The organism is Novacetimonas sp. GS1, from assembly GCF_036686925.1.
Classification (GTDB): domain Bacteria; phylum Pseudomonadota; class Alphaproteobacteria; order Acetobacterales; family Acetobacteraceae; genus Novacetimonas; species Novacetimonas hansenii.
The window spans coordinates 3,436,300-3,462,033 of sequence record NZ_VSZP01000001.1 but is presented as its reverse complement, the minus strand read 5'-3'; the positions used below and the strand labels follow the sequence as shown (position 1 = coordinate 3,462,033).

Sequence of the window (25,734 nt, the reverse complement as noted above, 5' to 3'; positions counted from 1 at the left end):
GACATTGGCGATATGGGAGGCCGCTAAAGGGCGGCATGCGGATGAAGGACGGCGTGGCCGATGGGCCTGATTCTCATCCTTTTGATGCTGTCTCTGCCCGGCATTATCGCTGCCGTGAAGGGACGTTCGTTTTTCCTGTGGCTGATCTACGGCTGGCTTCTGTTCCCAGTAGCCATGATCCACGTCCTGTTTGCCAGAACGGGTGCGCAGAAGATCGTCCACGACTGGAATACGATCGAGGTCGCGCCGCCCAATCCGCGCCAGCCTCGCACCAAGCAGGAAATCACCACGGTCGAGATCCACAGGACGCGGATCATCATCGACTACGAGGATGGGGCAGGGGAGGCCACGCAGCGCACGATCGTGCCGCAGAAGCTCGATTTTTACGTCAACAAGGATAACGTGGTGATCATCACCGACATCCATGCGTATTGCGAGCTGCGCAGGGCACCGCGCCAGTTCAAATACAGCCGTATTCAGGGTGCAGCCGATGCCGAGACGGGAGAGGACATTCCCAATCTGGGCGCATGGCTTTGGTCGCACCGCGCCCGTTAACCAACCAAAAACAGAGGTAAAAGATGGCAATCCGTACAGTTCACTCTCTGAAATATACGCAGCTTTACGATAAGGAGAGCAAGAAGCCCTACTTTCTGGTGAAAGCCGTGGTTGTGATTCAGGACGCGAACACGACAAGCCTTCCGGCCTACCCGGATGAGATGATGACCACGTTGAGGTTTCAGGTATCGGCGCTGCCGGAAAAGAGCAGCATGAACGACCCAATCCCTTGGCTATCAGCCATTCTGCGGATGAGCGCGGCATAGAAGGAGGGTGGGCGGTATGAACCGGTAAGCTCATGCCGCCAATCCTTCTTCATTTGGGCTTCCGTAAGCGGCATTAACAATCCGGGTATAAACCCCAATCCGGGGCTCTGATTTTTTCTGCCGCCAGCGCGTGAATGTCGAAAACGCCACCCCCGCTAACCGGCACACCTGCGGCATGGTCAGGCCATTTTCCTTGGCGATCTCTTCAATCTCGTGGGGTGTGAGCAAGGGGTGCATAGGGCAACCGTAATTGCGCGAATGCAAACGCGTCAAGTGCGTAACTGCAAACGGACTTATTTTGCGCGGTGTGCGAAAATGCAATTCATGGATGACACACACAAAAAAGCTGTTGATTTCATTAAGAAGGCAATGGAGAAAACCGGCCTTGATGCGAGCAATTTGGCGCGAGCCGTTAAGTTATCTCCGTCCACCCTTACACGCGTAATTAAGGGGACCGCGACGACGACTTCGAGCGCCAAAACCATGCTCAAGATTGCCGAATTTGCTAGTATCCCGATCCCTCTTTCAGAGAACGGGAAACTGACGTCGAAGTCAGTACCGATTTATGGATATGTCGGGGCTGGCGAAAAAGTAATTCCCCCCGGTGATGATTGTGCGCTGGACATCACCGAAGCTCCGATCTGGGCGGAAGACGGCACATCGGCCCTTATTGTTAAGGGCGACAGCATGTTCCCAGCTTACTGGGCTGGAGACATCGTGTTCTTCGATGCCGACAAGCGTATGCCGCCAAATGACTGCTTATTTATGGAGTGTATTGTCTATCTGCGAACCGGTGAAGTTTACGTCAAGCAGATCCAAAAGGGCCGCGAATCGGGCAAATATGTTCTTTCGAGCTACAATGCACCGCCGATTTTGGAGGCAGATATAGAGTGGGCGTCCCCAATAACCTTTGTGGACCGACGAAACAGAAAGATGCCCTGATCGGGATGTTTGCATAAACGCAAATTTCCTCTTGTCGTATCGTTTGCGCTTATGCAAACTACCTCCATCGCCACCCGCGATGGAGGTTTTTTCGTGTCAATCGCTATTCTCAATCCCAGAGGCCCCGGCGCGCCGCCGGTGCGCCCTGATGCCCTGCAGGCTACCATTAACCGTCGACAGGCCGCAGCCCACGCATTGCGCAGCGTCCTGCCGCAACAGGCATGCGACGGCATTGTCCTGCTGATGTCCGAACGCCGCGCCATCCGCGCGGCCATGGCCCACCTCGAAAGCATGATCGTCGAGGAGGAGGCGCAGCTCGCCCGCCTCGCCCATCACCACGCCGCCAGCCGTCTGCTCCTGACCGGGCGAGGTGCGGCATGACCTACAATTTCACGCCCGTGGCCGCCGGCGAACTAGTGGAACGCCTGCCGCAGGCCGGGCAGGCCGCGGTCATCAACCTGCATGCGCAGTTCCGCACATATTTCCTGACGGTCAAGGATCGGCGCGTGGCGGGGCAGCGCGGCGTTGCACGCTTCCACGCCCGCCAGGCCGATGCGCGCATGCGGGACCTGGAGAATCTGGTCATGACCGCCTTCCGCGCCGACGGGCCGGAGATCGAGGCCCAGAACTGGGCCAACCGCGCGGCGACTGCCCGCAATCGCACCTGATTTTCCTACCAATTTCCCCCGGCACATGGCCGGGTATGGAGCCCATACCTCATGACCAAAATGTTTCTTGCCGCCCAGGGCGATATCCTGATCCAGCAGGTCGAGCATCTGCCCGACGCACTGGTCGATGTCGCGCCGGAGAATAACCGCCTGATCGTCGCCTATGGAGAGGCGACGGGCCATCACCATTCATTCGACGCCCATTCGGGCATGACCCTGTTCCGTGAGGACGGAACTAGCAACGGTCTGTTTGGTGTCGCGACCACGCCAGTTGCGCTGGAGCACCAGGAGCACAGCACGATCACCCTCCCGCCGGGCAAGTTCCGGTTTATCCAGCAGCGCACCATGCACAGCGGCATCGTCCAGCGGGTAGCCGACTGATGGCGCGCAGGAAGATCGAAACCCTGACGGACGCGGAAAAGGCTCTGATGCCCCGCTGCGTCGAGGAATGGACCCGGATCGGCCTCTCTGCAGAGGCCGCCGACCGCCCGCGTGCTGAGGCTGCGATCAGGCAGATGTATCGACAGGCGAACCTAAAGGAGCCGCGCATCGTGTGGTGCGGATCGCCACTCAGCATGGTGCTCACGCGACATGCGCTGAAAAGCGACGAGTTTCGTGAAGCGATGGAGCGAAGCCGGAACAGCGTCGGGGCCAGCGTCGGGGCCAGCGTCGGGGCCAGCGTCGGGGCCAGCGTCCGGGACAGCGTCCGGGCCAGCGTCGGGGCCAGCGTCGGGGCCAGCGTCCGGGCCAGCGTCGGGGCCAGCGTCTGGGACAGCGTCGGGGCCAGCGTCGGGGCCAGCGTCGGGGCCAGCGTCGGGGCCAGCGTCTGGGACAGCGTCCGGGCCAGCGTCGGGGCCAGCGTCTGGGACAGCGTCGGGGCCAGCGTCGGGGCCAGCGTCGGGGCCAGCGTCGGGGCCAGCGTCTGGGACAGCGTCTGGGACAGCGTCGGGGCCAGCGTCGGGGCCAGCGTCGGGGCCAGCGTCGGGGCCAGCGTCTGGGACAGCGTCTGGGACAGCGTCGGGGCCAGCGTCCGGGCCAGCGTCCGGGCCAGCGTCGGGGCCAGCGTCTGGGACAGCGTCCGGGACAGCATTTATGGTCAGCACGACGTCTCGTGGCTGAGCTTTTTCTGGTATTTCCACGAAATTCGCCTGCGCGACGAAACCGCGCCCCTGTCGGGAATGTGGGAACTAGCACGTTCGGCCGGATGGGCGCTCCCGTGCGAGGGCATTTGCTTCATCTCGGAGCGCACCAGCCTATTGAATCGCGACGAAAGCGGGCGGCTGCATTGCGAGGACGGTCCTGCGCTTGCCTATCCCGACGGATTTTCGATCTACGCCATCCATGGCGTGCGCGTTCCGTCGGAGATTGTTGAACGGCCTGACGCAATCACGATTGATGCGATTCATGCGCAGCGTAACAGCGAAATCCAGCGCGTGATGATCGAGTGCTATGGATGGGATCGCTACGCCGAGGACTGCAACGCGGAAATCGTCGACCATGATGAGCGATATGGTACCCTGTGCAGGTATACCCAGGCGCGGGGCGAACCGATCATGTTTCTGCGGGTCGTGAACGGGTCGCCCGAGCCTGATGGCTCATTCCGTAAATACATCCTGCCGCTGGCATCGGGACTGGAACCGCTTCCGGATCCAGATGATCCAGACGGGGAACTGGGAGCGCCACAGGATCTGACCGCGCTCAACGCCGTAGCATCGACTTATGGTCTGCGCGGGGAGGAATACGCAGCGCTGGCGGTGCGGACATGATTACCCGACGCGATCGTTACATGGACGCCCGTCGCGCACTGGCGGCGGCTGTTCGGGATCATGACGCCAGCCACGCACGCGGTGATAACACCGACGCCGACTATAAGGTTGATCTGGATCTGCGCGCGGCCCGTCATCTGTTGGCGGGCTGGCCGCCGCCGTCTGATCCGCATGACAGCGCCACCTGTTTTTCTGCCCGCTATGTGCCGTTCCTGCGTGGTGTGTTGTTGGATTTTCCCCCATGGAACATAAAATATCGTGGGATTACCGTGCTGCCGCATCCGGATGGCGGCGTTTCGCTGTGCGCAACAAACGGTCGGGTAATGCTGATCGCGCACGACCGTGCCGGGAGAGTGACGGCCGGCGGGTGCCGCGTCGTGATGAGCGCGGCAGCGATGGATGCCTGCAACCCACCTGAACCGTTTGAACTCTGGTTTGAGGGGGAGGAAATACCAGTTGGGGATGCGCCAGACTACGCGATCCCGGGAGAGGTTATGTGCGCTGGCGTCTCAATGCTCGTCATGCCGCAGGGGCAGCCGGAACAGGCCGAGCCAGATAACGGCGGCGCGCTGTATGCCGCGCCTCTGGAAACCGATAACTGGTGTGGCGGTGATCGCAGGGAGGCTCCATTTGACTGGAGCGGTTTCAGGAGGCGGTTCAGCGCAGCGGATCCGCCACTACAGCCCTGCGCCGTTACCGGTGTCACCCAGTCCGTTGTGGCAGCGGCCATGGTCGCTGCTGATTCCGAGCATGAAAAACTGGTGTGGGATATCCGCACAACGGCAGAGCAAATCACCTATATCCCGCAAGGGCGGGACGATCTGCTGATCGTTATCGCCACAGCCAGAAACCCGGTAGACAACCCGCAGATCCCCGAATGGGTTCTCCACGCATTGGAGGAACCGGAATTCGCCCCACCCGCCTCTCAGACGCAGGGGGGCACGCCATGACCCCGCTGTCAGACCGGCAGGTCGAACGCCTGCGCGATCGCCTGCCGACGTCCGAGGAAATCGCGGCCTATGCTCTGCTGTTTTCCGTGATCTGGGGCGCGCTGGTGCTGATGTTCATCGGGTGCCTGCCATGACGCGGCGAACACGCACGCTTGTCACGCGACCGCTGCTGCGGTGGCATGGCGGGAAATGGCGCATCGCACCGTGGGTTATCGAGCATTTCCCGCAGCACCGCTGCTATGTCGAGGCATTTGGCGGGGCGGCATCCGTACTGCTGCGCAAACCCCGTGTCGGTGCCGAGGTCTACAACGACCTGGACGATGACGTGGTCAATCTGTTTCGCGTGCTGCGCGATCCTGATTGCGCGGCGCAGCTGCTGCATGCCCTGGAACTGACGCCGTTCGCCCGCACGGAACGCAACGAATGTTGCGCCCTGGCTGATACGCCGGTGGAGCAGGCGCGTCGGTTGATCGTGCGCAGTTTCATGGGGTTTGGGTCGGACTCATCACGCATTGATCGCTGCACCGGGTTCCGGTCGTCATCCAATCGGGACGGCGGGGGCAGCACCCCGGCCCGCGACTGGGCGAACTATCCGCCCGCGCTGGAGGCGATCGTCAACCGGGTGCGCGGCGTGGTGATCGAACACAGGGATGCGCTGCAGGTCATGCAGACCCACGATCAGCCGTGGACGCTGCATTACGTGGACCCGCCATACCTGCCCGCCACGCGGCGCATCCATTCCGGCCACGGCTACGTGCACGAACTCTCGGCACAGGATCACCGCAGGCTGCTGCAGGGACTGCGGGACCTGCAGGGCATGGTCATCCTGTCCGGATATCCGCACGCCAGCTACAGCCGCGCCCTGCGCGACTGGCGTCCGGTTTCCCTCCAGACCTACGCCGACGGGGCGCAGCCCCGCACCGAAATGCTGTGGCTGAACCCAGCCACCCAACGCGCCCTGGCGCAACAGGAACTCCCGTTCGGGATCAATACAGGAGCAGCCGCATGACACGCCTGCAGACACCACCCGAAATCGCCGATCACCTGATGACGGAAGCTGAGGCCCGGACGTTCCATTTCCGGAAACCGAGCGGCGGATCGGCCTACTGGTTCAACCTGACATGGATACGCGGGAAACTGATCCTGTCCGGTGATTTCGGCGATATCACCCTGACCTGTTTCCCCGCATGCGCGACGTTCGCAGGCGCGATCACGTGGGCGGTCGACGCCGAGTTCGAATATCTGATGGAAAAAACAGGGGAGCGCCGGTCCTACGACGAGGTGCGTACGCTGGAGGACATCATCGCCTGGGCGAACGCGCCCGTCATTGAGGAGTTGAACGGTACCGAGAGACGGCGCGATGTCCTGGTCGAAAAGGACGGTCGCAAACGGTACGAGGTCATTCGCACGAAACTGCGCGACGGTTATCGCCACGCCTGCCAGGACTACCGCCGCGCGGTCGCGGCAGGCACGCGGGACGATTGCCGCACCGGTCTGGATGAGACAGATCCGCGCAGGTTTACCCTGCAGGTTCCCGAGGACGCGGTCATGTCCATGTGGTTCGACAAGCCCGATATCAGCCGGTTCTACAGTTACGAGCCGTGCTGGGATCGCTGGCTAAGTCTGTGGCGGGATACATACGGTCGCGACTGGAGCGGGCTACCGAAATATGATCCGCCATCCATGGTCACCACACATATGGGCCGTTGGGGAATCAAGGATGAACTGGAGCGCCGTCTTACTGACCCCGGCAGGGCCGATCTGACCTGCCTGTGCGAGGGTAGCGTGGAGGAAACCTACGACTACACCTATTCGCAGCGCCGACAGATCGGAGCCGTCCAGTTCGCCTGCCGCAAGATCATCGAGGCTGGCCTGGTAGATGCCGGGGAGTGCGCGGCATGAGCCAGAAAATCGTCATGGCGCGCATCAGGAAACTGCTGGCGCTGTCCAAATCGGGCAACCCGCACGAGGCGGCCGTCGCCCTGGAGCGTGCGCAGCAGCTGATGCGTGAACATGTCATCAGCGAGGATGATCTGGAACTGTCCGGCATCGGCGCGTTCCGCAGCCATCTGCCAGGCACCGCGAAATTGAGGCCTGCGCAATGGCAGGGGCTTCTCGCTGGCATGATCTGCCGGACGTTCGGCGTACGTGCAATGTTTGTGGTGGGGAAAGGGGCGTTCAGGTTCTACGGCAGGATCGAGCGTGCAGAGCCTGCGGCCTACACGCACGCAGTCCTGGGACGTCAGCTGCGCGAGGCGCGGTCTGACTTCCTGCGGAACCAGAACAAACGGATCAAGCGGACCACCAAGATCGCCCGTGCCGACAGTTTTGCCGAAGGGTGGATCTACGTGGTGCGATCCAAGGCGCAGGCCCTGTCCATCCCGGCTACGGAACTGCAGCTGATCGAGACATGGGCCGCGCGGGAATGCGGGACAATGGACACGGTAAAAACACGCAAGGCGCGCGACGTGCGCGGATCCGGCGGTGCCTTCATGTCTGGCGCCATAGCCGGGCAATCCGCCCAGTTGCACACCCCGATGCGCGCCGGTCAGCAGCCCCTGGCGCTGGGGAGGGGATGACGATGGACGTCACTCATTTTGTCGTGCCGGGAGAACTGACTTATGAACAGCGCGAGGCATTTTATCACGCGCTCGACTGCGTGACCCCTCTTGAGCAAGCATTTGCCATTGTCGGCACGCCCGTCCAGCCGTGCGCGGATGTGGAGACGGTAGGGTACGCATACGGGAAATACTTGAGCGCAGATCATTCTTATAAAATGATCGATCCAGTATCTCGCGTAGCCCCCCAGACAGAGGGACATTTTGATACGCCTCTCGTCCGCCGGACTGACATGGAGGCACAGGTTGCTGTCCGTGATGCGGAGATCGCGCGGCTACGTCGTGCGCTAACCAAGCTGCTGCCGAAAGCGAGCAATGCTGCCTGTGGCCGATCACTCTCGGGAAGGGAATGTAGGTTGCTGGCAGGCGCTTGTGTAGATGCGCGCGCAGCCCTCAATGAAGGAACAGCGGGATGACCGGGCATCGCAACGCAGGGGAACAAGACCTGTTCCACGACCTGCAGTTCGGACGGGAGGTCTACGACGTCGAAATCCAAGGCATCGGAAACGGACAGTTCATCGGACTCGTGAAAGAGGATGGCGGTCCATGCCGGATCGCATTCCGTGGCAACACTGTGGTGCGTGATGGTCGCAGGGTCGCGCTGGCGCGCGGATCGGCTGCGTGGATTGATCGGGGACTGCTGACTGGAACAAATGATACGGGGGAAGAAACCAGTGGGTAAGCGTATCCAGTTGCCCCGGGCCGCTGAGTTGCTGGGCGTTTCCCTGCGCCTGACACAGAAGCTGTGCCAGATGGGAAATCTAAGAGCCTGCAAAGTTGGGTCTCGCTGGACCACCACCGAAGCCGACGTTGATTCCTACCTCGAAAAACAAAGACAGATTGAACAGTGCCCAACGATAAAAACCTCTGGCGACACGACAACGGCACGTATTATGCCCGCATCCAGGTCAACGGTCGAGACGTGCGCAGGTCGTTACGCACAACTGATCTCCGGTCAGCTCGCAAACTCCTCAAGAAAGTCATCGAGCAGGCGGAGAAGCGCCGCGCGGGCATAGCCGAACCGGAGAAGCATACCTGGGAAGAAGCAGTCGTCCGCTGGTCCGATCTGCAAATGGGGGATCTGCGGCCGGGCACCCAAAAGCGTTATCTGACCAGTCTGGGGCAGATCCACCCCTATTTCGCTGGCCGCGATGTTGCCAGCATCACGTCCGTGGATGTCCATGACTATACAGCAGCCCGCAGGCGCAAGGGTGTCAGCGGCGCTACAGTGCGCCGCGACCTGACGATCATGAGCCGGGTAATGCGGGTGGCCAAGCGGGCAGGATGGATAACAGCCAATCCTGTACCTGAAGAAATGGAAGAGATCCCGGAACGTCGCGAACCGATTCGGCCAGTGCCGATTCGGGCGCTGGCGAAGCTGACCCGTCGCGCACCACCGGGATTTCGTGACTTGATCCGATTTCTGGCGCGGACTGGGTGCCGCCAAGAGGAGGGAGCATCGCTGGAATGGTCGCAACTGGATCTGAATTCGATCCCGGCGACCTGCACCTTTTCCCGGACCAAGACCCGGTCACCCCGCGTGATAGAACTGATGCCAAGACTGGCGGATGAACTGCGCCGGATGCCACGTGATCCTGATTCGCCCTATGTCTTCAGGTCGCCAGCAGGGAATCGCTACACCAATGTGCCTGGCCGATTCCGGGTGCTGGTACGCAAGGCCCTTGGAAAGGAGGAGGATGTCTTCCGCTGTCATGACCTGCGGCATACCTATGCCATCCGTGCATTGCAGAAGAAGACGCCTATCTATGATGTGGCTCGTCAGTTGGGCCACAGCTCCGTCAAAACAACGGAGATATATGCCGGGTGGCTAAGCCGGTCGATAAGGTAAAAGCCCAAAGACGTATGTTTAAAAATGTTCCCGAGCATGCGATTCCGCCAACCCGCGAGTGGCAAAAGTCTTATCCACGGCTTTGACTCCATTCTTGTGGATTTCCCATACGGCACTTCCTGGGATGGGCATGTCGTTATGGTCTAAGCGCGTAAACTCTCGCAGGCTCACTCCTTGCTTGTAGGCTTCAGTGTTGAAAGTGTTGACGCGATCACTGCACATGTTGGACTAACTTCTCGTTCTGAAAGGCACCGCAAATCCGAACAGCCGTTTGCGCATCGGCCCTTTCGAAGTGGGATGCAGATACGCAGAAAACAAGGAGATCATCATAACAGCCCGGCAAAAAACCCGTCATAGTCTTATAAATCTACGTATAATCAACCTGATAAAATGTATAAATAACAAGGTTCTATGTGATATTTCCTGCTTTATGATTCCGGTTTTGTAAACCGAAGGCCGGGGGTTCAAATCCCTCACCCGGCACCATATTTTCAAAAAACAAGATCGCTCGTGCGGATTTCGCGCCCAAGAGACTGTTTGAAAAGTCAGGCTCGATAACACCCTGAAATTATAAAGGTTTTTGGTGAAGCTTTTTCTAAAAAGCTTCAGAAGACGCCGCCTTTTTAAAAAAAAGGCGGCACCCAAAAACTTTTCTTGTTTTTTGTCAAGGACTTGTTTTCAAACACTCTCTAACGTGTCGTCAGCATCATCGCTGTCGCGGCGGGCTGCCCGTTGTTGGGAGATCAAGGTTCCCAAGGGACGAATCTTTCAAAATTCGTAGCGAAGGGGGGCACGGGATCAATGATGTCGTTCGTCGCTTCTGGGAACAGGCATCATCAAAAATATTCTGATGATCTGCTATGGTTGGGGAATGACAAAAATCTGGTTCACGTCCGATCAGCACTTTGGTCATGCGGGCATTCTCACATACTGTTCCCGCCCCTTTGCGGACGTGCAGGCGATGGATACCGCCATGGTGCAGCAGTGGAATGACCGGGTTGGCCCGATGGATGAGGTCTGGTGCCTTGGTGATTTCTGCGCCGGCAGGGATGCCGGGCATTATGCGCGCCACCTGAACGGGCGCAAACACCTGATTGTCGGCAATCATGACCGTCACGCCCGTAAATGGCAGGGCTGGGCCTCCATCCATGACTATCATGAAATGTCTGTTGCCGGCAGGCGGGTCGTCCTGTTCCATTATCCCATGCGGGTGTGGAATGCGTCCCATTACGGGTCGATCCACCTGTATGGGCATATGCATAATGCCCTGCCCCCTACGGCGCAGTCGTGCGATGTCGGGGTGGATGCCTGGTCCTTTGCCCCCGTTGGTTTCGATCAGATCACGCATCGCATGGCGCAGGCAACCTGATGCCCGCGCGTCCGAACCGTTTGGAAAATATCAAGGAGCCATAACATGCCTGGCATTTCCGCATCCCCTCATATCGATCCACTGGTCTGGGGGCATGGTCCCCGCCTGTTCGAGATTTTCGTGGAACCAACCTGCCCGTTTTCGGTCCGGGCCTTGGGCAAGCTGGATGCGTTGCTCCGGCAGGTGGGGGAGGAGCGGATTACGGTCCGTATCCTGTTTCAGTCGCAGCCATGGCATATGTTTTCAGGTGTGATCGTGCGTGCCATTCTTGCCGCCTCCACGCTGAAGGGCGGCAAGGAGACCGCGCGTCGGGTCATGGATGCCGTCGGTGCGCACCGCGAGGAATTCGAGTTCACCAATCATTGCGCCGGCCCCAATATGGACGCGACGCCCAACGACATCCTCCGTCGCATGGAACAATATAGTGGCGTAGCACTGGAGGAGGCCTTTGCCCTGCCGGACCTGCAGTCAGCCATCAAATGGCACTGCAAATACGCACGCCAGAATGGCATCCATGTCTCCCCCACCTTTATGGTCGATGGCTTGATTGATCCCGCCATCAGCAGTGGGGACAGCGTGGATGCATGGATCGAACGGATTTTTTCCTGATCCCGGATCATATCCGCAAATGCGGGCTGTGATCTTTGAACCCTGCTGAAAAAGACAGGAAGAAGTTTCTGATGAAGCTTTTTCCTGCACAGCATCCAAAAGACAGATCGCAGGCTTCTGCGCCTGTCATCATGCCGATGCTGCCCGAGCAGACTGACAGGGGCAGGATCATCAACAGGTTTTTTGTGAAAAACATGACCGTGGCGGAGAGAGTGTCCGCTTAACCCGCGTCCCGGAGTGTTTCAGGACGTACCAAAAACATAAGGTTTTCTAAGGTTTTGCTGGCGTGAGTGTCCCAGAGCGTCCCAGAGTGGCCCACGCAATCCCCGATTCTAAGAGGGGTAATAAGAGGGGTAAACTGGATTGAGCAGACTCGGACCCAATCAACTGACGGCCCTGCAGGTGTCACGTCACAGGGATGGCAGCATATGCGACGGTGGCGGGCTGTGGCTGGTGGCGTCTGGTGGATCGCGCCTGTGGGAGATGCGCTATACGTCGCCCGCCACCGGCAAGCGCAGGCAGATGGGCCTTGGCAGCTATCCCGGCCTTTCGTTGGCCGGTGCGCGTGACAGGGCTGTGGACCTCCGCCGCATGATTAAGGAGGGCACTGACCCCCTGGTGGAGCGGGCAAAGGAAAAAGCCGCCCGGAAGATGGAACAGGGCGGCACCTTTGCGGAGGTAGCGCAGGCATACATCACCGAACAGGCTCCGGCGTGGAAGGACCACAAGGCCGCCGCCACATGGAGTGGATCGCTTGCCAACCATGTGTTCCCGGTCTTTGGGGACAGGCCGGTCAAGGACATTGATACCGATGCCGTGCTGTCCGCCCTCCGTCCGATCTGGACAGACAGGACAGAGACAGCCGGACGGCTCAGGGGGCGCGTGGAGCGTATCCTTGATTATGCCCGTGTGCGTGGCTGGCGGGAGGGCGAGAACCCGGCCCGATGGAAAGGGCACCTGTCCGCATTGCTTCCGGCTCCCTCCAAGGTGGCGAAGGTCCAGCATCACAAAGCCATCCCGTGGAAGGACATTGCATCGGTCATGGCGGCCCTGAGCATGTCTGACGGACTGGCGGCCAAGGCTGTCCGCTTTGCCTGCCTGACAGCGGCGCGGTCTGGTGAGGTCCGGTCCTGCCTATGGTCTGAAATTGATATGACCACCCGTGTGTGGACGATACCGGCGGAGAGGATGAAGGCGGGGCGGTTGCACCGTGTTCCCCTGTCCATACCCGCAACGGATATTCTCGATAGCCTGCGCCAGCCAACAAATGGGATCGGCTTTGCCTTTCCCGGCTACAGGCCATCACGCCCCCTGACTGACGTGGCGCTGTCCAAGGCTTTGCATCTGGCGGCGGGCACGAAGGATGCAACCGTGCATGGCCTGCGCTCCACGTTCCGCGATTGGGCGGCGGAAGCGACAGACTACCCGAATGAGGTTGTGGAGATGGCCCTTGCACACGCGGTCGGAAACAAGGTGGAGGCGGCTTACCGGCGGGGCGACCTGTTTGAGAAGCGCCGCGCCCTGATGGATGAATGGGCTGCCTACTGCGGCGGATCACACCGGAACCGCCTATGACGCAACAGGTTGCACCCTCGATCTCCATTCGGGGTCTGTGTTTTCGGGTGTGACCGGTGTGACTGGTGTGACCAAGCAAAAGAATGGCGGAATACGGTCATTTTTCAGGGATGGATTTGGTCACACCTGCCTGTAATGGGTGTGTGACCGGTGTGACCGGCAATGGATCGGGGGCGGATAACAGCGTGATGGCACAGGCTCGTGCCCATGAAGGAGAGATACACGTCGGGCCACTGGCAGCCACCATGCCGCATTCTTCCAGTGCGATGGAAGGGGCCTGAGCGCCGTGCCTCTGTTTTGCGGGTGACCCCGAAAACCGCGCTACACCCCTAACACGTCCCGTCGATGTGTTATCAAAACCCAACGCCTTTAACATGTCCCCCCGGCGACGTGTTCAACTTGTACACCCTCCGCCCCTCCTGTAATGTTCAATTTGAACAGGGCGAGGGCAGGCAATGGCGCAATCCAGTATCAACCTTGAGCGTCTGGCGAAGGTCTGGGCACTGGCGGAGGGCGGGAAAGAAGGCGAGGCAGATGCCGCCCGGACCCGCGCCGCCGCAATGATCGAACCGTATGGCTATGTACTGGATGACATTCCGGGCCTGCTGGCGGATGGCGGGTTCGGTGACGGCGCTCCCCAGCCGGGACCGGGTGGTTTGCGGTTCTATGACATGGGCAACCCGGCCCATATGCGGGCCTACCAGCGGGAGTGTGATGCCAAGCGGCGGCGCTGGATGCGCGACAATGCAGACCGCATTGCGGAGGTGATCGCCCGCTATGGGTCAGAGGAAGCCGTGTTCGCATCCACGCCGGAAGAAAAGGCCATGGATGCGGCTATCGAGCCATTCCGCGAAACCCACCCCGATAATCAGGCGGATACGTTTGACGGTTCGCATTTCAGCCCCTCCGAACGGATGGTTGAGGCAATGGGCCGCGTGATCCCGTGGCCCGATACCATCCCGGCGGCACTGGCTGAATATGAGGCGTGGGAAAAGCTGTCTGATGACCGCAACGTGGCGGACGGGAATAACCAATATGATTACCTGAGCAATGGCGCTGACAAACGGCGGTGGCACCTGTGCGACATGGTGGAGAAGCTCATCCCGGCCCGTGACCTGTCCGACGTGATTGTGCGCCTGCGCTTCCAGTTGGACGGACAGGGAAGCCGCGATAGTCCCCAAGCTGTGCTTGATGACCTTGAGCGGTTACAGGCGGCAGGCTTCGGGGCATCGGAAACACGGGAGTCTCCCAGTTTATCACCCAATGCCGATATTCCCGGCAATGAGAGCGATAAGGTGGGAAATCCCCATGTTTGTGCCGGTCCAAATCTGGACACACCCCCTCCGTTCAAATTGAACACGGCAGGACAGCGACGGGCGGAGGTGGAGCGGATACTTGCCACCCCGGAAGGCAGGCATATGCCATTGCGCGAGATTGCCGCCCGTGTGGGCGTGTCACCCTCAACCGTGCTGAACATCAAGCGGCGTATGGCAGCATGACGGAGGTATGTTCAGATTGAACAGGGGTAGGGACCGCTTACTGTGCGGACCCTTTGGTTTATCTCTGCGGCCCAAACCGTACGCGAGTTACACAGGTGTGGCCGTTACAAATGGGACAGACCCTACGCGCGATGCGACTGACGACGAATTTCGTCGGCACAAACCGCACAAACCGCACAGGTCCAACGCGCGATGCACGCGCGCGAGACACGGATGACACACACCCTACGCGCAATGCGCACGAGGGACAGCACGACACAATGTACACAGGGTCTACGCGCGATGCGCGCGCGAGGCTACCCCATCTACTTAGGGGGGGCAGCGTCCTTGTGGCCCAATAGTCGGTCCACGGCCTGCTGATCCTTCTGGATCATCGCCAGCAAGGTCCGGGCTGCTGGATCAGGCTTCCGGCGTCCCTGCTCCCAGTCGGCCATAGCAGAAGCGGTAAAGCCATACCGCCGGGCAAAGGCGGCCTGTGACATTGGGTAGTACCGGTTTTGTGGGTTTCGTGCCCCTTGCCTGATGCTGAACACGTCCACCACCTCCGGCGGCGTCCATTCGGATATGGGTTTGGTGCCTGTCATGCCGCATCATATTGCAGGTTCATCTACCCCGGCAATGCCGGGATTAATGGCACAGTACGCGCGCGCACGCGAGGGAGTATGTTATTTTTGGCTGTATTCCGCCATTCCTGTGCAAAGTGCCTGTTAGCAAATGTTAGCATTGAGACGCTGGAATCCGCCACTCGGGAAATACCCCGACTGGGGGCATTTGCTGCCTGGCAGAAGGTATCAGGGCGCGGATGGGCGCGTCTAAAGTAGACGAAAATAGACCATGACCCACTGACTGGCTTTGCTGCGAGTTGCACAATACGCGCACGCGCGCGAGAGGATTGGTTCGCCAGTTCCGGCGGATTAAAACGACAGGCAGCGTTTGATTGTTTTTTCAAAGGAAATCAAATCGGCAGGTCGTTTGATTGTTTTTTAAACGATGGCTGTTTTCTGCCGGTTTTAGCGCGATTAAATCAAAACGGCTCCCCCGCAACCTGTTCCAATGCGTCCTGGACAAGCCGGTTGAGGCTAACGCCACGGGCGGCAGCGATCTCAGCCGCACGGGCGTGCTCATCTGGCGACAGGCGGACCTGAAACTTGCCGGAGTAGCGTTTCGTAGGGTCGATCCCCTTTTCCTCGCACATCTCCATAAACACGCGTAGAGAGGTCTCACCTTCCTTGCGCAATCCCTGCACGCTGTCCGCGTAGAAGTCCGCCCCACCGTGCAGGCCAAGGAACTCGCCCCGGAACATGCCGATTTCCGGGTCAAACTGGATGACGGCCCGGTGGCCGCCAATCTCCATCATGTTGTTCATGGCGTTACTCCGTTCTGCTCCAGCCATTTCCGCACCGATGCCACCGCGCCCTTGTCCGTGTCCGGCTTGGGGTGGGGCCGATGAAAGACCCTGATTTCCCCGAACAGGACCACGCCAATGCGCGATCCCTCCCGCTCCGACACCTCGGCACCAAGCGAGACGAACAGGGCTTCAATATCGCTCCACGGCACATTGCCGGAGACAGGGCGCTTGAAGATCAGTTCGAGGGTGCGGCGATGCTTGGCTTTCATCAATGGATGATACCATATTATGGTATCACTTCCAACAAAAAACCATTGAGTGCGAAGCGCGAGTAAGGCCGTGACCATAGGTAGGGTCACACATCTTGCCGATCCGTTTTCTTTCTTATTCGGCCTCAAACGGCCCGGTTTGGCATCAACTTGTTCCTTTTCATTCTTTTTCGTTCTTTCGGGCCAAGCCGGGCCGAATAGGAACGAGATGGAACAAAATCGGATAGGCAAGATATGTTGCCCCATACGGGGCACCGGCCTGACTTGCATTCCATGCTCGACGTTGATGCGGGTGATCTGCTGGTGTGCCGCAATGCTCCAAGCCCCCTGGAAGGGAGTAGTGCCGACACAGATGCCCGCCACAGCCTGTCAGGGACGCGCTCAGGCGTGTGTAACGGAATGCCCGTCTCTGTATTGCATTGGGCGTTTTTGGGCTTTCTGCGTGCCTCTGAGGGCGGCAGAGGGAACCGACTATCCCCGAGAGGTGGCTGAGATGGCGCTGGCTCACGCTGTCGGGGATAAGGTTGAAGCAGCTTATCGGAGAGGAGACCTATTTGATAAGCGGAGAGCGATGATAGAAGGATGGGGAGAGTTAATAAATTTCTATAAATTATGAAATTCTATTCATTTCATCCCGTCTTTCCAAGCATCTTTTACATTTTTTACAATAAATGACAGAGTTGATATTAATGATTTTATTGAATCAGATATATTTTCCGGCTTTTTTACATTGATAGATGAGGTTTTTTCATCGTTTTTATCATTTGATTTTTTCTTAAAAAGCTGCGCAAGGGTAATGAAAATGGTTAAAGGAACCGCTCCGACAACAGCAAATATTACGTTTACTGAAATAATTGCATAGAGAGAAGCAGTTGTATTGCGTTGCGATATTTTTTCTAGACCATTATTTATGTAGCTATAAACTTCAAAAGGTATAGCAAGAAACGATCCAAATGCAATTATTCCGAACATAAGAAAAAATACCCGCCGAGTGCCGCGAATATCTTCATTTTCTTTGAGGAGTTCGGCGCGTTCTAAATCAGAGATAGGGCGGCCAGCATCATCTGTGGGTGCTACTGGGCGAGCGCTGTCATCATGAGTGTCGCCACTGTCTGTAGAATATCCTGGAATATCGTCTTGTTCATCAGTGTTAGATGCATCATCTTTTCCTAAATTTTTTGAAGAAGATGATGCATTTTCACTGTTGCTAGACAATTTACCAATTTCCGCTAAGATTTAGAGAGAGTAATAGCCTAAGTTTTTCAGTCGATAATCCATTGCAGATGTAGATACACCTAAGATATGGCTTAATTTTTCAACAGAAGTAACCTTCCGCTGATTTATGAGGATGCTGACATAGTCCTTTGGCATTAAAAGATCGGCTGCAAATCGGTTAGCAGATACCTCATAAAAATCATTTTGATTGCCTATGACTTCACGCGTGTCTCTCATTCTGCGCCCATGACGCAAAAAATGGTGACCAAGTTCATGAGCGACAGTGAAACGGATCCTATTAATATTTTCAGTTGGATTATAATGGATGACTGGTCGACCTGAAGGACCAGTAGGGATGTATTCCCCGCTTGCGCCTTCACATTTGCCAGGAGAGAAGGGAATCACTTCAATGCCAGCGGCCTGTGCGATACTGACAGGGTCAACTGGCAGAGTGCCATGTCTCCAATAGGTGGAGAGCACCTCAGCCGGTGTCATGATATGAGCCGTCATACTTCCCTCCCTTTTGCTAATTAAGTCGATTCTCCCCGTAGGTTTACACGGTGATTTTGGCAAATGTTTATGCTGGAGGCTCCTCCGCATATTTTTTCCTGTGTGTAAAGTATGTTTTTTGGTGAAAACATCAATGCAGCCTGTTGATAAATATCATTAACGGGATTTAATGTTGTGGATTGCGTTAGTACTGGGGATAGCGTGGTGGGTTCATTCACTAGTTGCGTGATCGCCGTCCAGCAAGGCCGGAAAGGGCCGGATCCGTGGAATGGCGGGCAAGGGGATCGGGCAGCGATCTTCTGCAACTGGGTAAGGCTGATCGACCTCTGGTGCCTTCTGCATTGGCATAGTGCATGGGTTGTCTATCGCCGCCGAGATGCCTCGCATCGTGCCTCCAGCCTTCTCATCGCATCCGGCGGCATGGGTGCAGTCATCATGGCCCGGTAGTTCATGCACTCCGGCGTATCGTGCTGCCTATGTGGGGGATGCTGTGTGCAGCCCGCCAGCGTGAGACCAAGCACGATTGTGAGGCATCAGTTCCTGAGCTTTTGCATCCTGTTAGTCTTTCCTTCACCCTACCCCAGCACAGACCTGCCAAAACGAGAAAAGCGCATCTCCTGCAGGTGTCTACCGAAACGCACATAGTCGTCGGACTGTTATGTAGGAACCGGCTTCGCCTGCGGCATTTCGGCAGGACCAAGGTAGCCAAATCCTTGGTGCATCAGGCCGGAGGGGTCAGTCTGTAGTCCGTTATATCCCGCAAGCATCCAGGTACTGCTTCCAGCCGGGTGATACATCCACCATGCCCAGACCGGTTTACCATGCTTGTCGATCAGAGCATGAGGTCCGGTTTGTGTTGGCTGTGAAGGCTCTCCGGGGCGTTTCGGGTTAGGCCAAGCATGATTTTTGGTCGTCATTATATCAGCCTCAACATCATCTAACGTCAGGACTTCAAATTCGACATATTCTCCATCTTCCCACCGAGAGAGGGATGCATACTGATAATTTCCGGCTTTTAGGACTGTAAGGGCTCGCTCTCGTATTTCCTGTGCCGTGTCCCCAAATTCCTCCTGGTCCGCCTCTTCTTCGCTTTCTGGGTCCAACCAGTAGTCGATCCCAAACAGGCCATCTTCATGATTAATAGGCATTCCTAATCCTTCCTCAACCGCACCCCAGTCTCACTATTCCCCATCGACTGAGTGAAGAAATTCATCCGCAAGCTGACGGCGACTTGCGTAGAAGTTGACGTGCGCGCCTTTCGGAGCGTCGCTTGGAACAAGCTTGTGTTTGTAGTCCTTAACCATCCATCCCAGCTCATAGCCAAATAAGGGAGTGCATGGAGTCGGGAAATAGATTTCCCCAGGAGTCTTTCGAGGCTCGTGCTTTGCCAAGGGCATTCTAATCGCTTCGAGTTTCTCGAAAAGTGGCTCCAGTGAGGGGGATGCGGGAATCTTTCGATCCCTAATCATTACCCTACATGCCTCATACAGTCCCATAATCCACAACTTGGAATGGGCCTGGCATTCGCAAAAGATTGTATTTGGCTGCTGTCCTTTCATATTTTCACCCGCTCGCAAGGCTCGCGATACCTCACTTTCCAGCGTGATTAGATTTCGTTCCACCCATGCGAGATCCTGTATGGCGACAACCAGCCACGGATCTTCCTTCGGAGCCAACTGACGGCTCGCCTTCACCCAACGAGCATGACGACAGTCCCATTCCTCAGGAGTCATTTTGCACGCCCCCTCAGCCTCACCCCAGCCCCACCACCATTCTCAGCGATGAACTCGACCCCAGCCGCCTCCATGGCGGTGCGAATGGCAGTAAGCGTGGATTGGCGTGGTGTGACAGCATCGCTTTCCACTCGAACTAAAGTACTCTTGGGGACGCCGCTTTTTTCGACCAGGTGATCGCGTGTCCAGTCGAGAAGACCTCGAGCCGCTCTTATCTGAGATGCTGTAATGGTATCCACAATATCATTTCCGCTTGCAATGTAGCGGACAGAATGACATTCTGAGTATCACTTCGCAATAGCGGAGTGGCCGAACGGAAAGGGGTAGGAGCCTTCCCGTCCGGCCTAACCACAACCGAACCGGAGTTTCGGCAATGGCTAACCGTGCCTATAGCACGCCCAGACACACATGGGCATGCTTCCGGCTGGGTACAAGCGTACTCGGCTTCCTTTTTCCCAAAGCTGGGAAAAACCTCGTAAGCACATTTGAGCATCTGGCAGCCGGATTGATCTTCCCTGCGCTGCTCATGCTCGCCCTGGCTGGGTTCGCCCAGCCGGAGGTTCTGCGTCACGGCGGCGCGAAAGTGCAGATGATGGAGGCGGCCCGATGACCAGCCCCATCCGTAAGGCCACCATGGCCGCCCTTGCCGCTGATCGCCGGTGCTGGAAAGAACCCGCCACCTCCGACGCGGAAACACAGATGCGGCGCTTTGGCGTGGCCTACCGCAAAGCCATCCGCACACGCGCCCGGACCCTTGCCGATCTACAGGACAAGGCCCGGCTTGTAATGCTGTGCAATCCGAAGCCCGACACCATAGAGGGCAGCCTTGCCCGTGACATTCTGGCAATGAAAGGCGGTGCGGAATGAGCGACCTCCTACAGATCGACATCAAGCAGGTCAGGGCCGCCCAGGACGCCAGCCGGTCGCTTGCACGTCTCGCCATTCTCATGCGCTGGGCAGGTGAAGGGGTGGCCACTGCCAGCCGGTCGGACCTGACCCCGGCGCAGGCCCAATCCTTCGGGCTGGCTGTCACATGGGCCGGTGAAGAAATCGAGCGGCAATGCGCTGCCATTGATGAGGCGATTTGAGATGAAGCGCCTCTTTATCAATACCGCTCTGTTCGTTCTGATCCCCCTTACCGGCATCGCCGTCCGTATCAGTGGCACGATGGTCCGGCTCTCAAGTCGCATGTGGCAGGAGGTGAAGTCATGACGCCGGATGAAGCATACGCCACGCTGTTCGGGGTGCCTGACCCGATCCAGAGCGGGAAGCAATGGGCAGAATCCGTGTGGGGTGTGGACGGTCTGTCCTTACAGGAAGCGAAAAGGCTGGTGCAGGCGGAAGCCGAGGCTATGCGGCACAGGTTGAAAGACGCCCCCTGTGCCCGGTTTGAGCATGAGGGTATCCCGTTGGTGGACCGGCGTGTGGATTATTTCACCGTTGCGGCCAAAGCGCGTCTGTATGACCTCTATATGGCCCGCCAGCATCACAGGGGGCACGCATGAGCCGCCCCGCACGCACCTGGTCTGCTCGCGACCTCCGCCGGATTGAACACCTCCGCAAAGAGGGCCTGTCATGGCGCAAGGTAGGCGAGGCGATGGGCAGCAGTTCTGCGTCCTGCCACCGGGCATGGCGCGCGCATACCGTGCCGCCCTGCTTCGCCACACCCGACCGGCTGGCGGCCATACAGGCTGCCACCACGGAAATCAGCGTCATGGCCGGGATACTGGCCCGCATGGCGGATGGGGACAAACAGACCGGCACGGAACTGGCATGGCTGGCCGATGGGATTGGTCGATATGCCCATGCCATTGAGGACTGCATTTCATGAGAGACGATGTCCGGCTTAACCGTGGGGTTAACCCTCTTTGATGTTTGCCCGGCAGGGAATTGGCACTTGTGAACAAAAACCGGATTCCCCAAGCGGTTTGTCCTCATTTCGTTCTGATGGATGCAAAGGCAGTTTCCTATGCGATCAACAACATGCCCATAAGAGGCCCATAGAAGGCCGTACAGGTGGATCAAATATCTTTTTGTCTACCTGTAGCCGTACATTTCCAAAGCCGTTCTGTGCGACGTAGGAAGGACGTGCGGCATTAGGTGTTGGAACAGGCATGTTTTGGGGTGTATAGAGAACGGGTGGCGCGTGACTCGCTTCTTCGGGAGCGAATCGCCAAAAGAAAAGCCGCCCGGTGCGCCAACACCGAAAGCGGCTTCTCATTGGTAGTGTCATTGCTATCAGGACGGCGGAAAACCGCCAATTCTGTTAGAAAAACACGGGCTCCATCTCCATGGGTTCCTGTCGGTTTTCCTAACAGGAGTCTGATTTGGTTGACAAGGGAAAATCTGTGCATCTTTGCACAGGCCCTTGTGCTTTCCGACGTCCTGATAGCACCCTGAAACCCTTGGTTTACGGTGCTTTATGACCGAAGAAAACGACGACCTGATCCCTTTTGCGGATGCAATTGCGGAACTGAACAGCCAGCGTGCGACTCGGGGCGCGGGCAGCAGCTTCCATGCGATGACGACGGCTTACTCCTACGCGGCAAGCGGGATGATCCCCACAATCAAGCGGGGCCGCTTCCGCTTCGTGCGCCGGTCTGACCTGCCCGTCATTGCCGCCCGTCTGCCTGTTGGCCGCACTGGCTGCACGACCTCCCACGCGATGGCTTGAGGGGGTGCGCGTGATCGCTGGCAGCAATGAGAAGGCACCTCCGCATTATGTATCGGTGGTTGAGTGGGTGGCGCGGACGGGCATGTCCCGCACGGAAACATATCGCAAGTTGAATGACGGCAAGCTGATCGCAAAGAAGCTGGGACGCCGGACGGTGATTGATTTCCGGGCAGGACTGGCATGGCTCGCGTCCCTTCCCAGCGCAACATTCATCCCAAAAAGCAACGGCCCCCGTCATTAACTGAGGGAGCCGCGCCGGTGATGTATGATATCCAGAGGTCGCAATCATCATACATCACCGGGGCTGGATTTCCCAAGTAAAATGACGGGCGGCACCTGCATTAAGGTGGCACGCCTGACATGGCACAGACACATGCACACCCGGACTCCGTACACCCGAATCCGGGGGGTAAGATAGACTTCCAGGCAGTCAATAGCGCGGCCCTTGGCGTGCTGACGGCACTCCTCCTGCGCTGGCTGCCAGACGGCAGGCGTGAGGGGCACGAATGGGTATCACGCAACCCGCGCCGGGGGGACCGTAACCCCGGTTCGTTCAAAGTGAACATGAACACGGGGCGATGGTCTGATTTCGCTACGGGCGACCGGGGCGGTGATCCCGTCTCCCTTGCGGCCTATCTGTTCGGGCTGTCCCAGATCGAGGCGGCAAGGCAGTTATCCCTTATGCTTGGCGTGGGGGTGCAGACATGACCGGCATGACCTCCGAAGCCAGCAACCTTCCCGCAATGGCGTGCCTGTCTGGTGCGGCTCCGCTTGCGCCCCTGACAGATGAGGAAAAGGCGAAAGCCCGGACCCTTGGCGGCTCATCTGGCGAACAGTGGGAGCCGATCACCCCCGCCCCCTGTGAACCTGAATTGCCGCGTGGTGCATCGGTCATGTGGGTTTACCGGGATGCGGAGGGCCGCCCCCTCTGTGCCCGGTTCCGCAAGGAACGCGAGGACGGCGGCAAGGATATCCTGCCCCTGTCCTATGGCCGCCGTGTGTGGACGGACAGTAAGGGCAACCGCCGTGACGGCACAGGCTGGCACTGGAAGCAGGGACGCAAGCCGCTGCCGCTTTATGGACTGGATCAGTTGGCGGCCTTCCCTGACGTGCCCGTGCTGCTGGTGGAAGGCGAAAAGACGGCGGATGCGGCAGCCCGGCTGTTCCCTGATTATGTGGTCATGACCTCCCAGGGTGGCAGCAAGGCGGCAGCCAATAATGACTGGTCGCCTCTGGCGGGACGTAGCGTGACCATCTGGCCAGATAATGACGACGCTGGCAGCGGGTATGCCGATGCGGTCATTGCCGTCCTTGAGGATGCCGGGGCTGCGGTGGTGCGTACGGTGGCGGTCCCAGACAACCTGCCTCCCGGCTGGGATTTGGCCGATGACGTGCCGCTTGACCTGACAGGCGGAGATGACACCTCCGATGTGGACTTCCTGCGCCCCTATCTGGATCAGGCCACGCCAGCCGTCGCAAACGTCAGGATGCCGCACGGTTACAGCATGGAGCGCGGGGGGCTGTATTTCACCGAGGAACAGGGTGGCGACCTGCCCCCGAAGAAGTTTTGGATATGCATCCCCTTCAACGTGATTGCCGAAACGCGGGACGTGGATGGCAACGGATGGGGCGTCCTGATTAGCTGGCTGGACCCGGACGGAAGGCCTCACCAATGGGCATTACCGAGGCGCATGGTGCATGGGGACGGCAAGGACATTGCCGGTGAACTTGAGGACGCGGGTTTCGGGTGCGCTGTTTCTGGGACACGATTCCTTCGCCAGTTCTTTTCCTCCGTCCATACCGTGCGCCGCCTGCGCTGTGTCGATAAGTCGGGATGGTATCATGACAATGGCAACGCCACCTTTGTCCTGCCCAATGGGGTGACGGTTGGCGCAGGGCGGCGTGATGTGGTGTTCCAGACAACCCGCATGGCACGGGGCGCGGAATACGGCACAGCCGGGACACTGGCGGACTGGCAGCGCGATATTGCCGCGTATGCCGTGGGCAACAGCCGCCTTGCCTTTTCCCTGTCTGTGGCCTTTTGCGGGCCGCTGCTTGACCTGATGGGCGAACAGTCGGGTGGGTTCCACATCGTGGGCAAGAGCCAGTCCGGCAAGTCCACGTCCCTGTTCGCGGCGGGTTCGGTCTGGGGCAAGGGCGACCGTGACGGGCAGGTGCGGTCATGGCGTGGCACGTCCAACGGGACGGAGGGCATCGCGTCCGAGACCTCCGACACCCTGCTTGTCCTTGATGAGATGGGACAGGCCAACAGCCGCGAAGTGGGTGAAATCACCTATATGCTGGCGAACAACAGCGGCAAGCAGCGTGCCGGGCGCAATGGCGAAGCCCGTGCCCGCAAGAGCTGGCGCGTGCTGTTCCTGTCCACCGGCGAAATCACGCTGGCAACCAAGATGGGGGAGGCCGGACAGCGCCCGATGGCAGGGCAGGAGGTCCGCCTTGTGAACGTACAGGCCGATGCAGGGGGCGGGATGGGCCTGTTTGAAAACCTGCATGACATGACCTCACCGGGCGACCTTGCCGATCATATCCGCCGTGCGGCCCGGACAAGCTACGGCACCGCAAGCCGTGCCTGGTTGCAGGCCCTTGTGATGGACCGCAATGAGGATGAGGCTGCCCTTACCGATACCATCAAGCAGATCGTGGCACGGTTTGAGGAACAGGCATTGCCTGATGCTGCCCCTGTCGATGGGCAGGTGCGCTCTGTGGTGCGACGGTTCGGACTGGTGGCTGCTGCGGGGGAAATGGCAACCGCGTATGGCGTTCTGCCGTGGCAGCATGGGGAAGCAACACGGGCCGCTCTGGTGTGCTTCCGTTCATGGCTTGATGAACGCGGGGGCACCCAGGCGGCGGAGGACAGGACCGCAATCGAGCAGGTCCGCCTTTTCATTGAGGAACACGGGGAAAGCCGCTTTACCCTGCTGGGTAGTCCCGATGGTGACGGCGATGACAGCCGCTCCCGCACGATCAACCGCGCCGGATACCGCCGCAAGGTGACGACAGAGGGCGGTGCGGAGAAATGGGAATACCTGATATTCCCCGCCGTGTGGCGTGAGGTCGTGTGCAAGGGTCTGGATGCGAAGCGGGCCGCGCAAAGCCTGATCGCCGCCGGGTATCTGAGTTCGGGCAGGGGCGGCAAGGCATCCTCATTCCTCAAAGACCCCGAACACGGCAAGTCCGTGCGCGTCTACACAATCACTGACGACATTATGGGTGGGGACAAATGATGGCCCATCCGGTCCCGGTCACACCGGTCACACCGCGTGTTTTTGCTGGTGTGACCGAAAGTAATCCTGAAAAA

Annotated in this window: 36 protein-coding genes and 2 pseudogenes; 31 read left to right on the top strand and 7 right to left on the bottom strand. The window is 58.6% G+C overall.

The features are described 5' to 3' along the window. Window positions 1-60: 60 nt before the first annotated feature. Together FYB92_RS15355 and FYB92_RS15350 are read left to right on the top strand one after the other, a co-directional pair. On the top strand, window positions 61-555 hold the full coding sequence (locus tag FYB92_RS15355; protein WP_332828947.1) for a hypothetical protein: 495 nt from the start codon (window positions 61-63) through the stop codon (window positions 553-555). Between the two features lie 23 nt (window positions 556-578). Then, window positions 579-821: a hypothetical protein gene (locus FYB92_RS15350; protein WP_332828946.1), complete on the top strand. Its 243-nt coding sequence runs from the start codon at window positions 579-581 to the stop codon at window positions 819-821. 30 nt (window positions 822-851) lie between these two features. On the opposite strand, the gene FYB92_RS15345 is transcribed toward FYB92_RS15350, so the two are convergent. Continuing rightward, window positions 852-1,049, bottom strand: a complete 198-nt coding sequence (locus tag FYB92_RS15345; protein ID WP_332828945.1) for a hypothetical protein — start codon at window positions 1,047-1,049, stop codon at window positions 852-854. Window positions 1,050-1,145: 96 nt separating this feature from the next. Here FYB92_RS15345 and FYB92_RS15340 point away from each other — a divergent pair, with 96 nt between their 5' ends. From FYB92_RS15340 to FYB92_RS15255, 19 genes and pseudogenes are all read left to right on the top strand, one after another. After that, entirely contained in the window at window positions 1,146-1,763 is a 618-nt protein-coding gene (locus FYB92_RS15340) for a S24 family peptidase (RefSeq protein WP_332828944.1), read from the top strand. A 93-nt stretch (window positions 1,764-1,856) separates the two neighbouring features. Beyond that, entirely contained in the window at window positions 1,857-2,144 is a 288-nt protein-coding gene (locus tag FYB92_RS15335; protein ID WP_332828943.1) for a hypothetical protein, read from the top strand. Continuing rightward, window positions 2,141-2,431, top strand: coding sequence for a hypothetical protein (locus FYB92_RS15330; protein WP_332828942.1), 291 nt, complete (start codon window positions 2,141-2,143; stop codon window positions 2,429-2,431). Before FYB92_RS15335 ends, FYB92_RS15330 begins: the two co-directional genes overlap by 4 nt. 51 nt (window positions 2,432-2,482) lie before the next feature. Then, on the top strand, window positions 2,483-2,812 hold the full coding sequence (locus FYB92_RS15325; RefSeq protein WP_332828941.1) for a hypothetical protein: 330 nt from the start codon (window positions 2,483-2,485) through the stop codon (window positions 2,810-2,812). Between the two features lie 47 nt (window positions 2,813-2,859). Next, a complete protein-coding gene (locus FYB92_RS15320; protein ID WP_332828940.1) occupies window positions 2,860-4,197 on the top strand; it encodes a DUF6745 domain-containing protein in 1,338 nt (445 codons plus the stop codon). Continuing rightward, window positions 4,194-5,147, top strand: a complete 954-nt coding sequence (locus FYB92_RS15315) for a hypothetical protein (RefSeq protein ID WP_332828939.1) — start codon at window positions 4,194-4,196, stop codon at window positions 5,145-5,147. Before FYB92_RS15320 ends, FYB92_RS15315 begins: the two co-directional genes overlap by 4 nt. Then, window positions 5,144-5,281, top strand: a complete 138-nt coding sequence (locus FYB92_RS15310; RefSeq protein ID WP_332828938.1) for a hypothetical protein — start codon at window positions 5,144-5,146, stop codon at window positions 5,279-5,281. The genes FYB92_RS15315 and FYB92_RS15310 overlap by 4 nt, the downstream gene beginning before the upstream one ends. Then, complete coding sequence (locus tag FYB92_RS15305; protein ID WP_332828937.1) at window positions 5,278-6,156, top strand: DNA adenine methylase; 879 nt, start codon at window positions 5,278-5,280, stop codon at window positions 6,154-6,156. Before FYB92_RS15310 ends, FYB92_RS15305 begins: the two co-directional genes overlap by 4 nt. Further along, the gene (locus tag FYB92_RS15300) at window positions 6,153-7,049 is read left to right on the top strand and encodes a hypothetical protein (RefSeq protein WP_332828936.1); all 897 of its coding nucleotides are present in this window, start codon (window positions 6,153-6,155) and stop codon (window positions 7,047-7,049) included. The genes FYB92_RS15305 and FYB92_RS15300 overlap by 4 nt, the downstream gene beginning before the upstream one ends. Continuing rightward, window positions 7,046-7,726 (top strand): DUF2786 domain-containing protein, encoded by a 681-nt coding sequence (locus FYB92_RS15295; protein WP_332828935.1) that lies wholly within the window; start codon window positions 7,046-7,048, stop codon window positions 7,724-7,726. The genes FYB92_RS15300 and FYB92_RS15295 overlap by 4 nt, the downstream gene beginning before the upstream one ends. Next, complete coding sequence (locus FYB92_RS15290; protein WP_332828934.1) at window positions 7,723-8,181, top strand: hypothetical protein; 459 nt, start codon at window positions 7,723-7,725, stop codon at window positions 8,179-8,181. The genes FYB92_RS15295 and FYB92_RS15290 overlap by 4 nt, the downstream gene beginning before the upstream one ends. After that, window positions 8,178-8,447: a hypothetical protein gene (locus FYB92_RS15285; RefSeq protein ID WP_332828933.1), complete on the top strand. Its 270-nt coding sequence runs from the start codon at window positions 8,178-8,180 to the stop codon at window positions 8,445-8,447. Before FYB92_RS15290 ends, FYB92_RS15285 begins: the two co-directional genes overlap by 4 nt. Then, a pseudogene (locus tag FYB92_RS15520) lies at window positions 8,419-8,589 on the top strand (helix-turn-helix domain-containing protein); the annotation flags it as partial. The gene FYB92_RS15285 and the pseudogene FYB92_RS15520, both read left to right, overlap by 29 nt. 23 nt (window positions 8,590-8,612) lie before the next feature. After that, the gene (locus FYB92_RS15280) at window positions 8,613-9,614 is read left to right on the top strand and encodes a site-specific integrase (RefSeq protein ID WP_332828932.1); all 1,002 of its coding nucleotides are present in this window, start codon (window positions 8,613-8,615) and stop codon (window positions 9,612-9,614) included. Between the two features lie 871 nt (window positions 9,615-10,485). Beyond that, a complete protein-coding gene (locus FYB92_RS15275; protein ID WP_003617408.1) occupies window positions 10,486-10,983 on the top strand; it encodes a metallophosphoesterase family protein in 498 nt (165 codons plus the stop codon). Window positions 10,984-11,028: 45 nt separating this feature from the next. Next, a complete protein-coding gene (locus FYB92_RS15270; RefSeq protein ID WP_332828931.1) occupies window positions 11,029-11,592 on the top strand; it encodes a thioredoxin in 564 nt (187 codons plus the stop codon). A 71-nt stretch (window positions 11,593-11,663) separates the two neighbouring features. Further along, complete coding sequence (locus FYB92_RS15265; protein ID WP_332828930.1) at window positions 11,664-11,816, top strand: hypothetical protein; 153 nt, start codon at window positions 11,664-11,666, stop codon at window positions 11,814-11,816. Window positions 11,817-11,955: 139 nt separating this feature from the next. Then, window positions 11,956-13,167, top strand: coding sequence for a phage integrase central domain-containing protein (locus FYB92_RS15260; protein WP_332828929.1), 1,212 nt, complete (start codon window positions 11,956-11,958; stop codon window positions 13,165-13,167). 455 nt (window positions 13,168-13,622) lie between these two features. Continuing rightward, the gene (locus FYB92_RS15255; protein WP_332828928.1) at window positions 13,623-14,666 is read left to right on the top strand and encodes a helix-turn-helix domain-containing protein; all 1,044 of its coding nucleotides are present in this window, start codon (window positions 13,623-13,625) and stop codon (window positions 14,664-14,666) included. A gap of 305 nt (window positions 14,667-14,971) precedes the next feature. Here FYB92_RS15255 and FYB92_RS15250 read toward each other — a convergent pair whose 3' ends face one another. The 3 genes from FYB92_RS15250 to FYB92_RS15240 all read right to left on the bottom strand — a co-directional run bounded on the left by FYB92_RS15250 (window position 14,972) and on the right by FYB92_RS15240 (window position 16,283). Next, window positions 14,972-15,250: a transcriptional regulator gene (locus FYB92_RS15250; RefSeq protein ID WP_332828927.1), complete on the bottom strand. Its 279-nt coding sequence runs from the start codon at window positions 15,248-15,250 to the stop codon at window positions 14,972-14,974. A gap of 440 nt (window positions 15,251-15,690) precedes the next feature. Continuing rightward, entirely contained in the window at window positions 15,691-16,032 is a 342-nt protein-coding gene (locus FYB92_RS15245; protein ID WP_110557907.1) for a type II toxin-antitoxin system HicB family antitoxin, read from the bottom strand. Further along, the gene (locus tag FYB92_RS15240; protein ID WP_019087476.1) at window positions 16,029-16,283 is read right to left on the bottom strand and encodes a type II toxin-antitoxin system HicA family toxin; all 255 of its coding nucleotides are present in this window, start codon (window positions 16,281-16,283) and stop codon (window positions 16,029-16,031) included. The genes FYB92_RS15245 and FYB92_RS15240 overlap by 4 nt, the downstream gene beginning before the upstream one ends. Before the next feature lie 454 nt (window positions 16,284-16,737). On the opposite strand from FYB92_RS15240, the pseudogene FYB92_RS15235 reads away from it, so the two are divergent. Further along, a pseudogene (locus FYB92_RS15235) lies at window positions 16,738-16,899 on the top strand (integrase); the annotation flags it as partial. Between the two features lie 8 nt (window positions 16,900-16,907). Here the strand turns inward: FYB92_RS15235 and FYB92_RS15230 are convergent. From FYB92_RS15230 to FYB92_RS15220, 3 genes are all read right to left on the bottom strand, one after another. After that, on the bottom strand, window positions 16,908-17,498 hold the full coding sequence (locus FYB92_RS15230) for a hypothetical protein (protein ID WP_332828926.1): 591 nt from the start codon (window positions 17,496-17,498) through the stop codon (window positions 16,908-16,910). 21 nt (window positions 17,499-17,519) lie between these two features. Further along, the gene (locus FYB92_RS15225; protein ID WP_332828925.1) at window positions 17,520-18,008 is read right to left on the bottom strand and encodes an ImmA/IrrE family metallo-endopeptidase; all 489 of its coding nucleotides are present in this window, start codon (window positions 18,006-18,008) and stop codon (window positions 17,520-17,522) included. 656 nt (window positions 18,009-18,664) lie between these two features. Then, window positions 18,665-19,156: a hypothetical protein gene (locus FYB92_RS15220; RefSeq protein ID WP_332828924.1), complete on the bottom strand. Its 492-nt coding sequence runs from the start codon at window positions 19,154-19,156 to the stop codon at window positions 18,665-18,667. A 958-nt stretch (window positions 19,157-20,114) separates the two neighbouring features. On the opposite strand from FYB92_RS15220, the gene FYB92_RS15215 reads away from it, so the two are divergent. The 9 genes from FYB92_RS15215 to FYB92_RS15175 all read left to right on the top strand — a co-directional run bounded on the left by FYB92_RS15215 (window position 20,115) and on the right by FYB92_RS15175 (window position 25,660). After that, the gene (locus FYB92_RS15215; protein ID WP_332828923.1) at window positions 20,115-20,351 is read left to right on the top strand and encodes a hypothetical protein; all 237 of its coding nucleotides are present in this window, start codon (window positions 20,115-20,117) and stop codon (window positions 20,349-20,351) included. Continuing rightward, window positions 20,348-20,608: a hypothetical protein gene (locus FYB92_RS15210; protein ID WP_332828922.1), complete on the top strand. Its 261-nt coding sequence runs from the start codon at window positions 20,348-20,350 to the stop codon at window positions 20,606-20,608. The genes FYB92_RS15215 and FYB92_RS15210 overlap by 4 nt, the downstream gene beginning before the upstream one ends. Continuing rightward, entirely contained in the window at window positions 20,605-20,829 is a 225-nt protein-coding gene (locus FYB92_RS15205; RefSeq protein WP_332828921.1) for a hypothetical protein, read from the top strand. The genes FYB92_RS15210 and FYB92_RS15205 overlap by 4 nt, the downstream gene beginning before the upstream one ends. A 120-nt stretch (window positions 20,830-20,949) precedes the next feature. Next, entirely contained in the window at window positions 20,950-21,246 is a 297-nt protein-coding gene (locus FYB92_RS15200) for a hypothetical protein (protein ID WP_332828920.1), read from the top strand. After that, window positions 21,243-21,572, top strand: a complete 330-nt coding sequence (locus FYB92_RS15195; protein ID WP_332828919.1) for a hypothetical protein — start codon at window positions 21,243-21,245, stop codon at window positions 21,570-21,572. Before FYB92_RS15200 ends, FYB92_RS15195 begins: the two co-directional genes overlap by 4 nt. A gap of 591 nt (window positions 21,573-22,163) precedes the next feature. Beyond that, a complete protein-coding gene (locus FYB92_RS15190) occupies window positions 22,164-22,415 on the top strand; it encodes a hypothetical protein (protein WP_332828918.1) in 252 nt (83 codons plus the stop codon). Between the two features lie 82 nt (window positions 22,416-22,497). After that, the gene (locus tag FYB92_RS15185) at window positions 22,498-22,656 is read left to right on the top strand and encodes a hypothetical protein (RefSeq protein WP_010515824.1); all 159 of its coding nucleotides are present in this window, start codon (window positions 22,498-22,500) and stop codon (window positions 22,654-22,656) included. Window positions 22,657-22,775: 119 nt separating this feature from the next. Next, window positions 22,776-23,123, top strand: a complete 348-nt coding sequence (locus FYB92_RS15180) for a hypothetical protein (protein ID WP_332828917.1) — start codon at window positions 22,776-22,778, stop codon at window positions 23,121-23,123. Then, window positions 23,120-25,660 carry a DUF927 domain-containing protein gene (locus FYB92_RS15175; RefSeq protein ID WP_332828916.1) on the top strand — a complete coding sequence of 847 codons (2,541 nt, stop codon included), beginning with the start codon at window positions 23,120-23,122 and terminating at the stop codon, window positions 25,658-25,660. Before FYB92_RS15180 ends, FYB92_RS15175 begins: the two co-directional genes overlap by 4 nt. Window positions 25,661-25,734 lie beyond the last annotated feature (74 nt).

What these genes read in the sequence shown, in the direction of transcription:
- FYB92_RS15355 (WP_332828947.1), top strand. Translation starts at nt 61, where the DNA reads ATGGGCCTGATTCTCATCCTTTTGATGCTGTCTCTGCCCGGCATTATC.
- FYB92_RS15350 (WP_332828946.1), top strand. Translation starts at nt 579, where the DNA reads ATGGCAATCCGTACAGTTCACTCTCTGAAATATACGCAGCTTTACGAT.
- FYB92_RS15340 (WP_332828944.1), top strand. Translation starts at nt 1,146, where the DNA reads ATGGATGACACACACAAAAAAGCTGTTGATTTCATTAAGAAGGCAATG.
- FYB92_RS15330 (WP_332828942.1), top strand. Translation starts at nt 2,141, where the DNA reads ATGACCTACAATTTCACGCCCGTGGCCGCCGGCGAACTAGTGGAACGC.
- FYB92_RS15325 (WP_332828941.1), top strand. Translation starts at nt 2,483, where the DNA reads ATGACCAAAATGTTTCTTGCCGCCCAGGGCGATATCCTGATCCAGCAG.
- FYB92_RS15320 (WP_332828940.1), top strand. Translation starts at nt 2,860, where the DNA reads ATGCCCCGCTGCGTCGAGGAATGGACCCGGATCGGCCTCTCTGCAGAG.
- FYB92_RS15315 (WP_332828939.1), top strand. Translation starts at nt 4,194, where the DNA reads ATGATTACCCGACGCGATCGTTACATGGACGCCCGTCGCGCACTGGCG.
- FYB92_RS15310 (WP_332828938.1), top strand. Translation starts at nt 5,144, where the DNA reads ATGACCCCGCTGTCAGACCGGCAGGTCGAACGCCTGCGCGATCGCCTG.
- FYB92_RS15305 (WP_332828937.1), top strand. Translation starts at nt 5,278, where the DNA reads ATGACGCGGCGAACACGCACGCTTGTCACGCGACCGCTGCTGCGGTGG.
- FYB92_RS15300 (WP_332828936.1), top strand. Translation starts at nt 6,153, where the DNA reads ATGACACGCCTGCAGACACCACCCGAAATCGCCGATCACCTGATGACG.
- FYB92_RS15295 (WP_332828935.1), top strand. Translation starts at nt 7,046, where the DNA reads ATGAGCCAGAAAATCGTCATGGCGCGCATCAGGAAACTGCTGGCGCTG.
- FYB92_RS15290 (WP_332828934.1), top strand. Translation starts at nt 7,723, where the DNA reads ATGACGATGGACGTCACTCATTTTGTCGTGCCGGGAGAACTGACTTAT.
- FYB92_RS15285 (WP_332828933.1), top strand. Translation starts at nt 8,178, where the DNA reads ATGACCGGGCATCGCAACGCAGGGGAACAAGACCTGTTCCACGACCTG.
- FYB92_RS15275 (WP_003617408.1), top strand. Translation starts at nt 10,486, where the DNA reads ATGACAAAAATCTGGTTCACGTCCGATCAGCACTTTGGTCATGCGGGC.
- FYB92_RS15270 (WP_332828931.1), top strand. Translation starts at nt 11,029, where the DNA reads ATGCCTGGCATTTCCGCATCCCCTCATATCGATCCACTGGTCTGGGGG.
- FYB92_RS15265 (WP_332828930.1), top strand. Translation starts at nt 11,664, where the DNA reads ATGAAGCTTTTTCCTGCACAGCATCCAAAAGACAGATCGCAGGCTTCT.
- FYB92_RS15255 (WP_332828928.1), top strand. Translation starts at nt 13,623, where the DNA reads ATGGCGCAATCCAGTATCAACCTTGAGCGTCTGGCGAAGGTCTGGGCA.
- FYB92_RS15250 (WP_332828927.1), bottom strand. Translation starts at nt 15,250, where the DNA reads ATGACAGGCACCAAACCCATATCCGAATGGACGCCGCCGGAGGTGGTG.
- FYB92_RS15245 (WP_110557907.1), bottom strand. Translation starts at nt 16,032, where the DNA reads ATGAACAACATGATGGAGATTGGCGGCCACCGGGCCGTCATCCAGTTT.
- FYB92_RS15240 (WP_019087476.1), bottom strand. Translation starts at nt 16,283, where the DNA reads ATGAAAGCCAAGCATCGCCGCACCCTCGAACTGATCTTCAAGCGCCCT.
- FYB92_RS15225 (WP_332828925.1), bottom strand. Translation starts at nt 18,008, where the DNA reads ATGACGGCTCATATCATGACACCGGCTGAGGTGCTCTCCACCTATTGG.
- FYB92_RS15220 (WP_332828924.1), bottom strand. Translation starts at nt 19,156, where the DNA reads ATGCCTATTAATCATGAAGATGGCCTGTTTGGGATCGACTACTGGTTG.
- FYB92_RS15215 (WP_332828923.1), top strand. Translation starts at nt 20,115, where the DNA reads ATGGCTAACCGTGCCTATAGCACGCCCAGACACACATGGGCATGCTTC.
- FYB92_RS15210 (WP_332828922.1), top strand. Translation starts at nt 20,348, where the DNA reads ATGACCAGCCCCATCCGTAAGGCCACCATGGCCGCCCTTGCCGCTGAT.
- FYB92_RS15205 (WP_332828921.1), top strand. Translation starts at nt 20,605, where the DNA reads ATGAGCGACCTCCTACAGATCGACATCAAGCAGGTCAGGGCCGCCCAG.
- FYB92_RS15200 (WP_332828920.1), top strand. Translation starts at nt 20,950, where the DNA reads ATGACGCCGGATGAAGCATACGCCACGCTGTTCGGGGTGCCTGACCCG.
- FYB92_RS15195 (WP_332828919.1), top strand. Translation starts at nt 21,243, where the DNA reads ATGAGCCGCCCCGCACGCACCTGGTCTGCTCGCGACCTCCGCCGGATT.
- FYB92_RS15190 (WP_332828918.1), top strand. Translation starts at nt 22,164, where the DNA reads ATGACCGAAGAAAACGACGACCTGATCCCTTTTGCGGATGCAATTGCG.
- FYB92_RS15185 (WP_010515824.1), top strand. Translation starts at nt 22,498, where the DNA reads ATGTCCCGCACGGAAACATATCGCAAGTTGAATGACGGCAAGCTGATC.
- FYB92_RS15180 (WP_332828917.1), top strand. Translation starts at nt 22,776, where the DNA reads ATGGCACAGACACATGCACACCCGGACTCCGTACACCCGAATCCGGGG.
- FYB92_RS15175 (WP_332828916.1), top strand. Translation starts at nt 23,120, where the DNA reads ATGACCGGCATGACCTCCGAAGCCAGCAACCTTCCCGCAATGGCGTGC.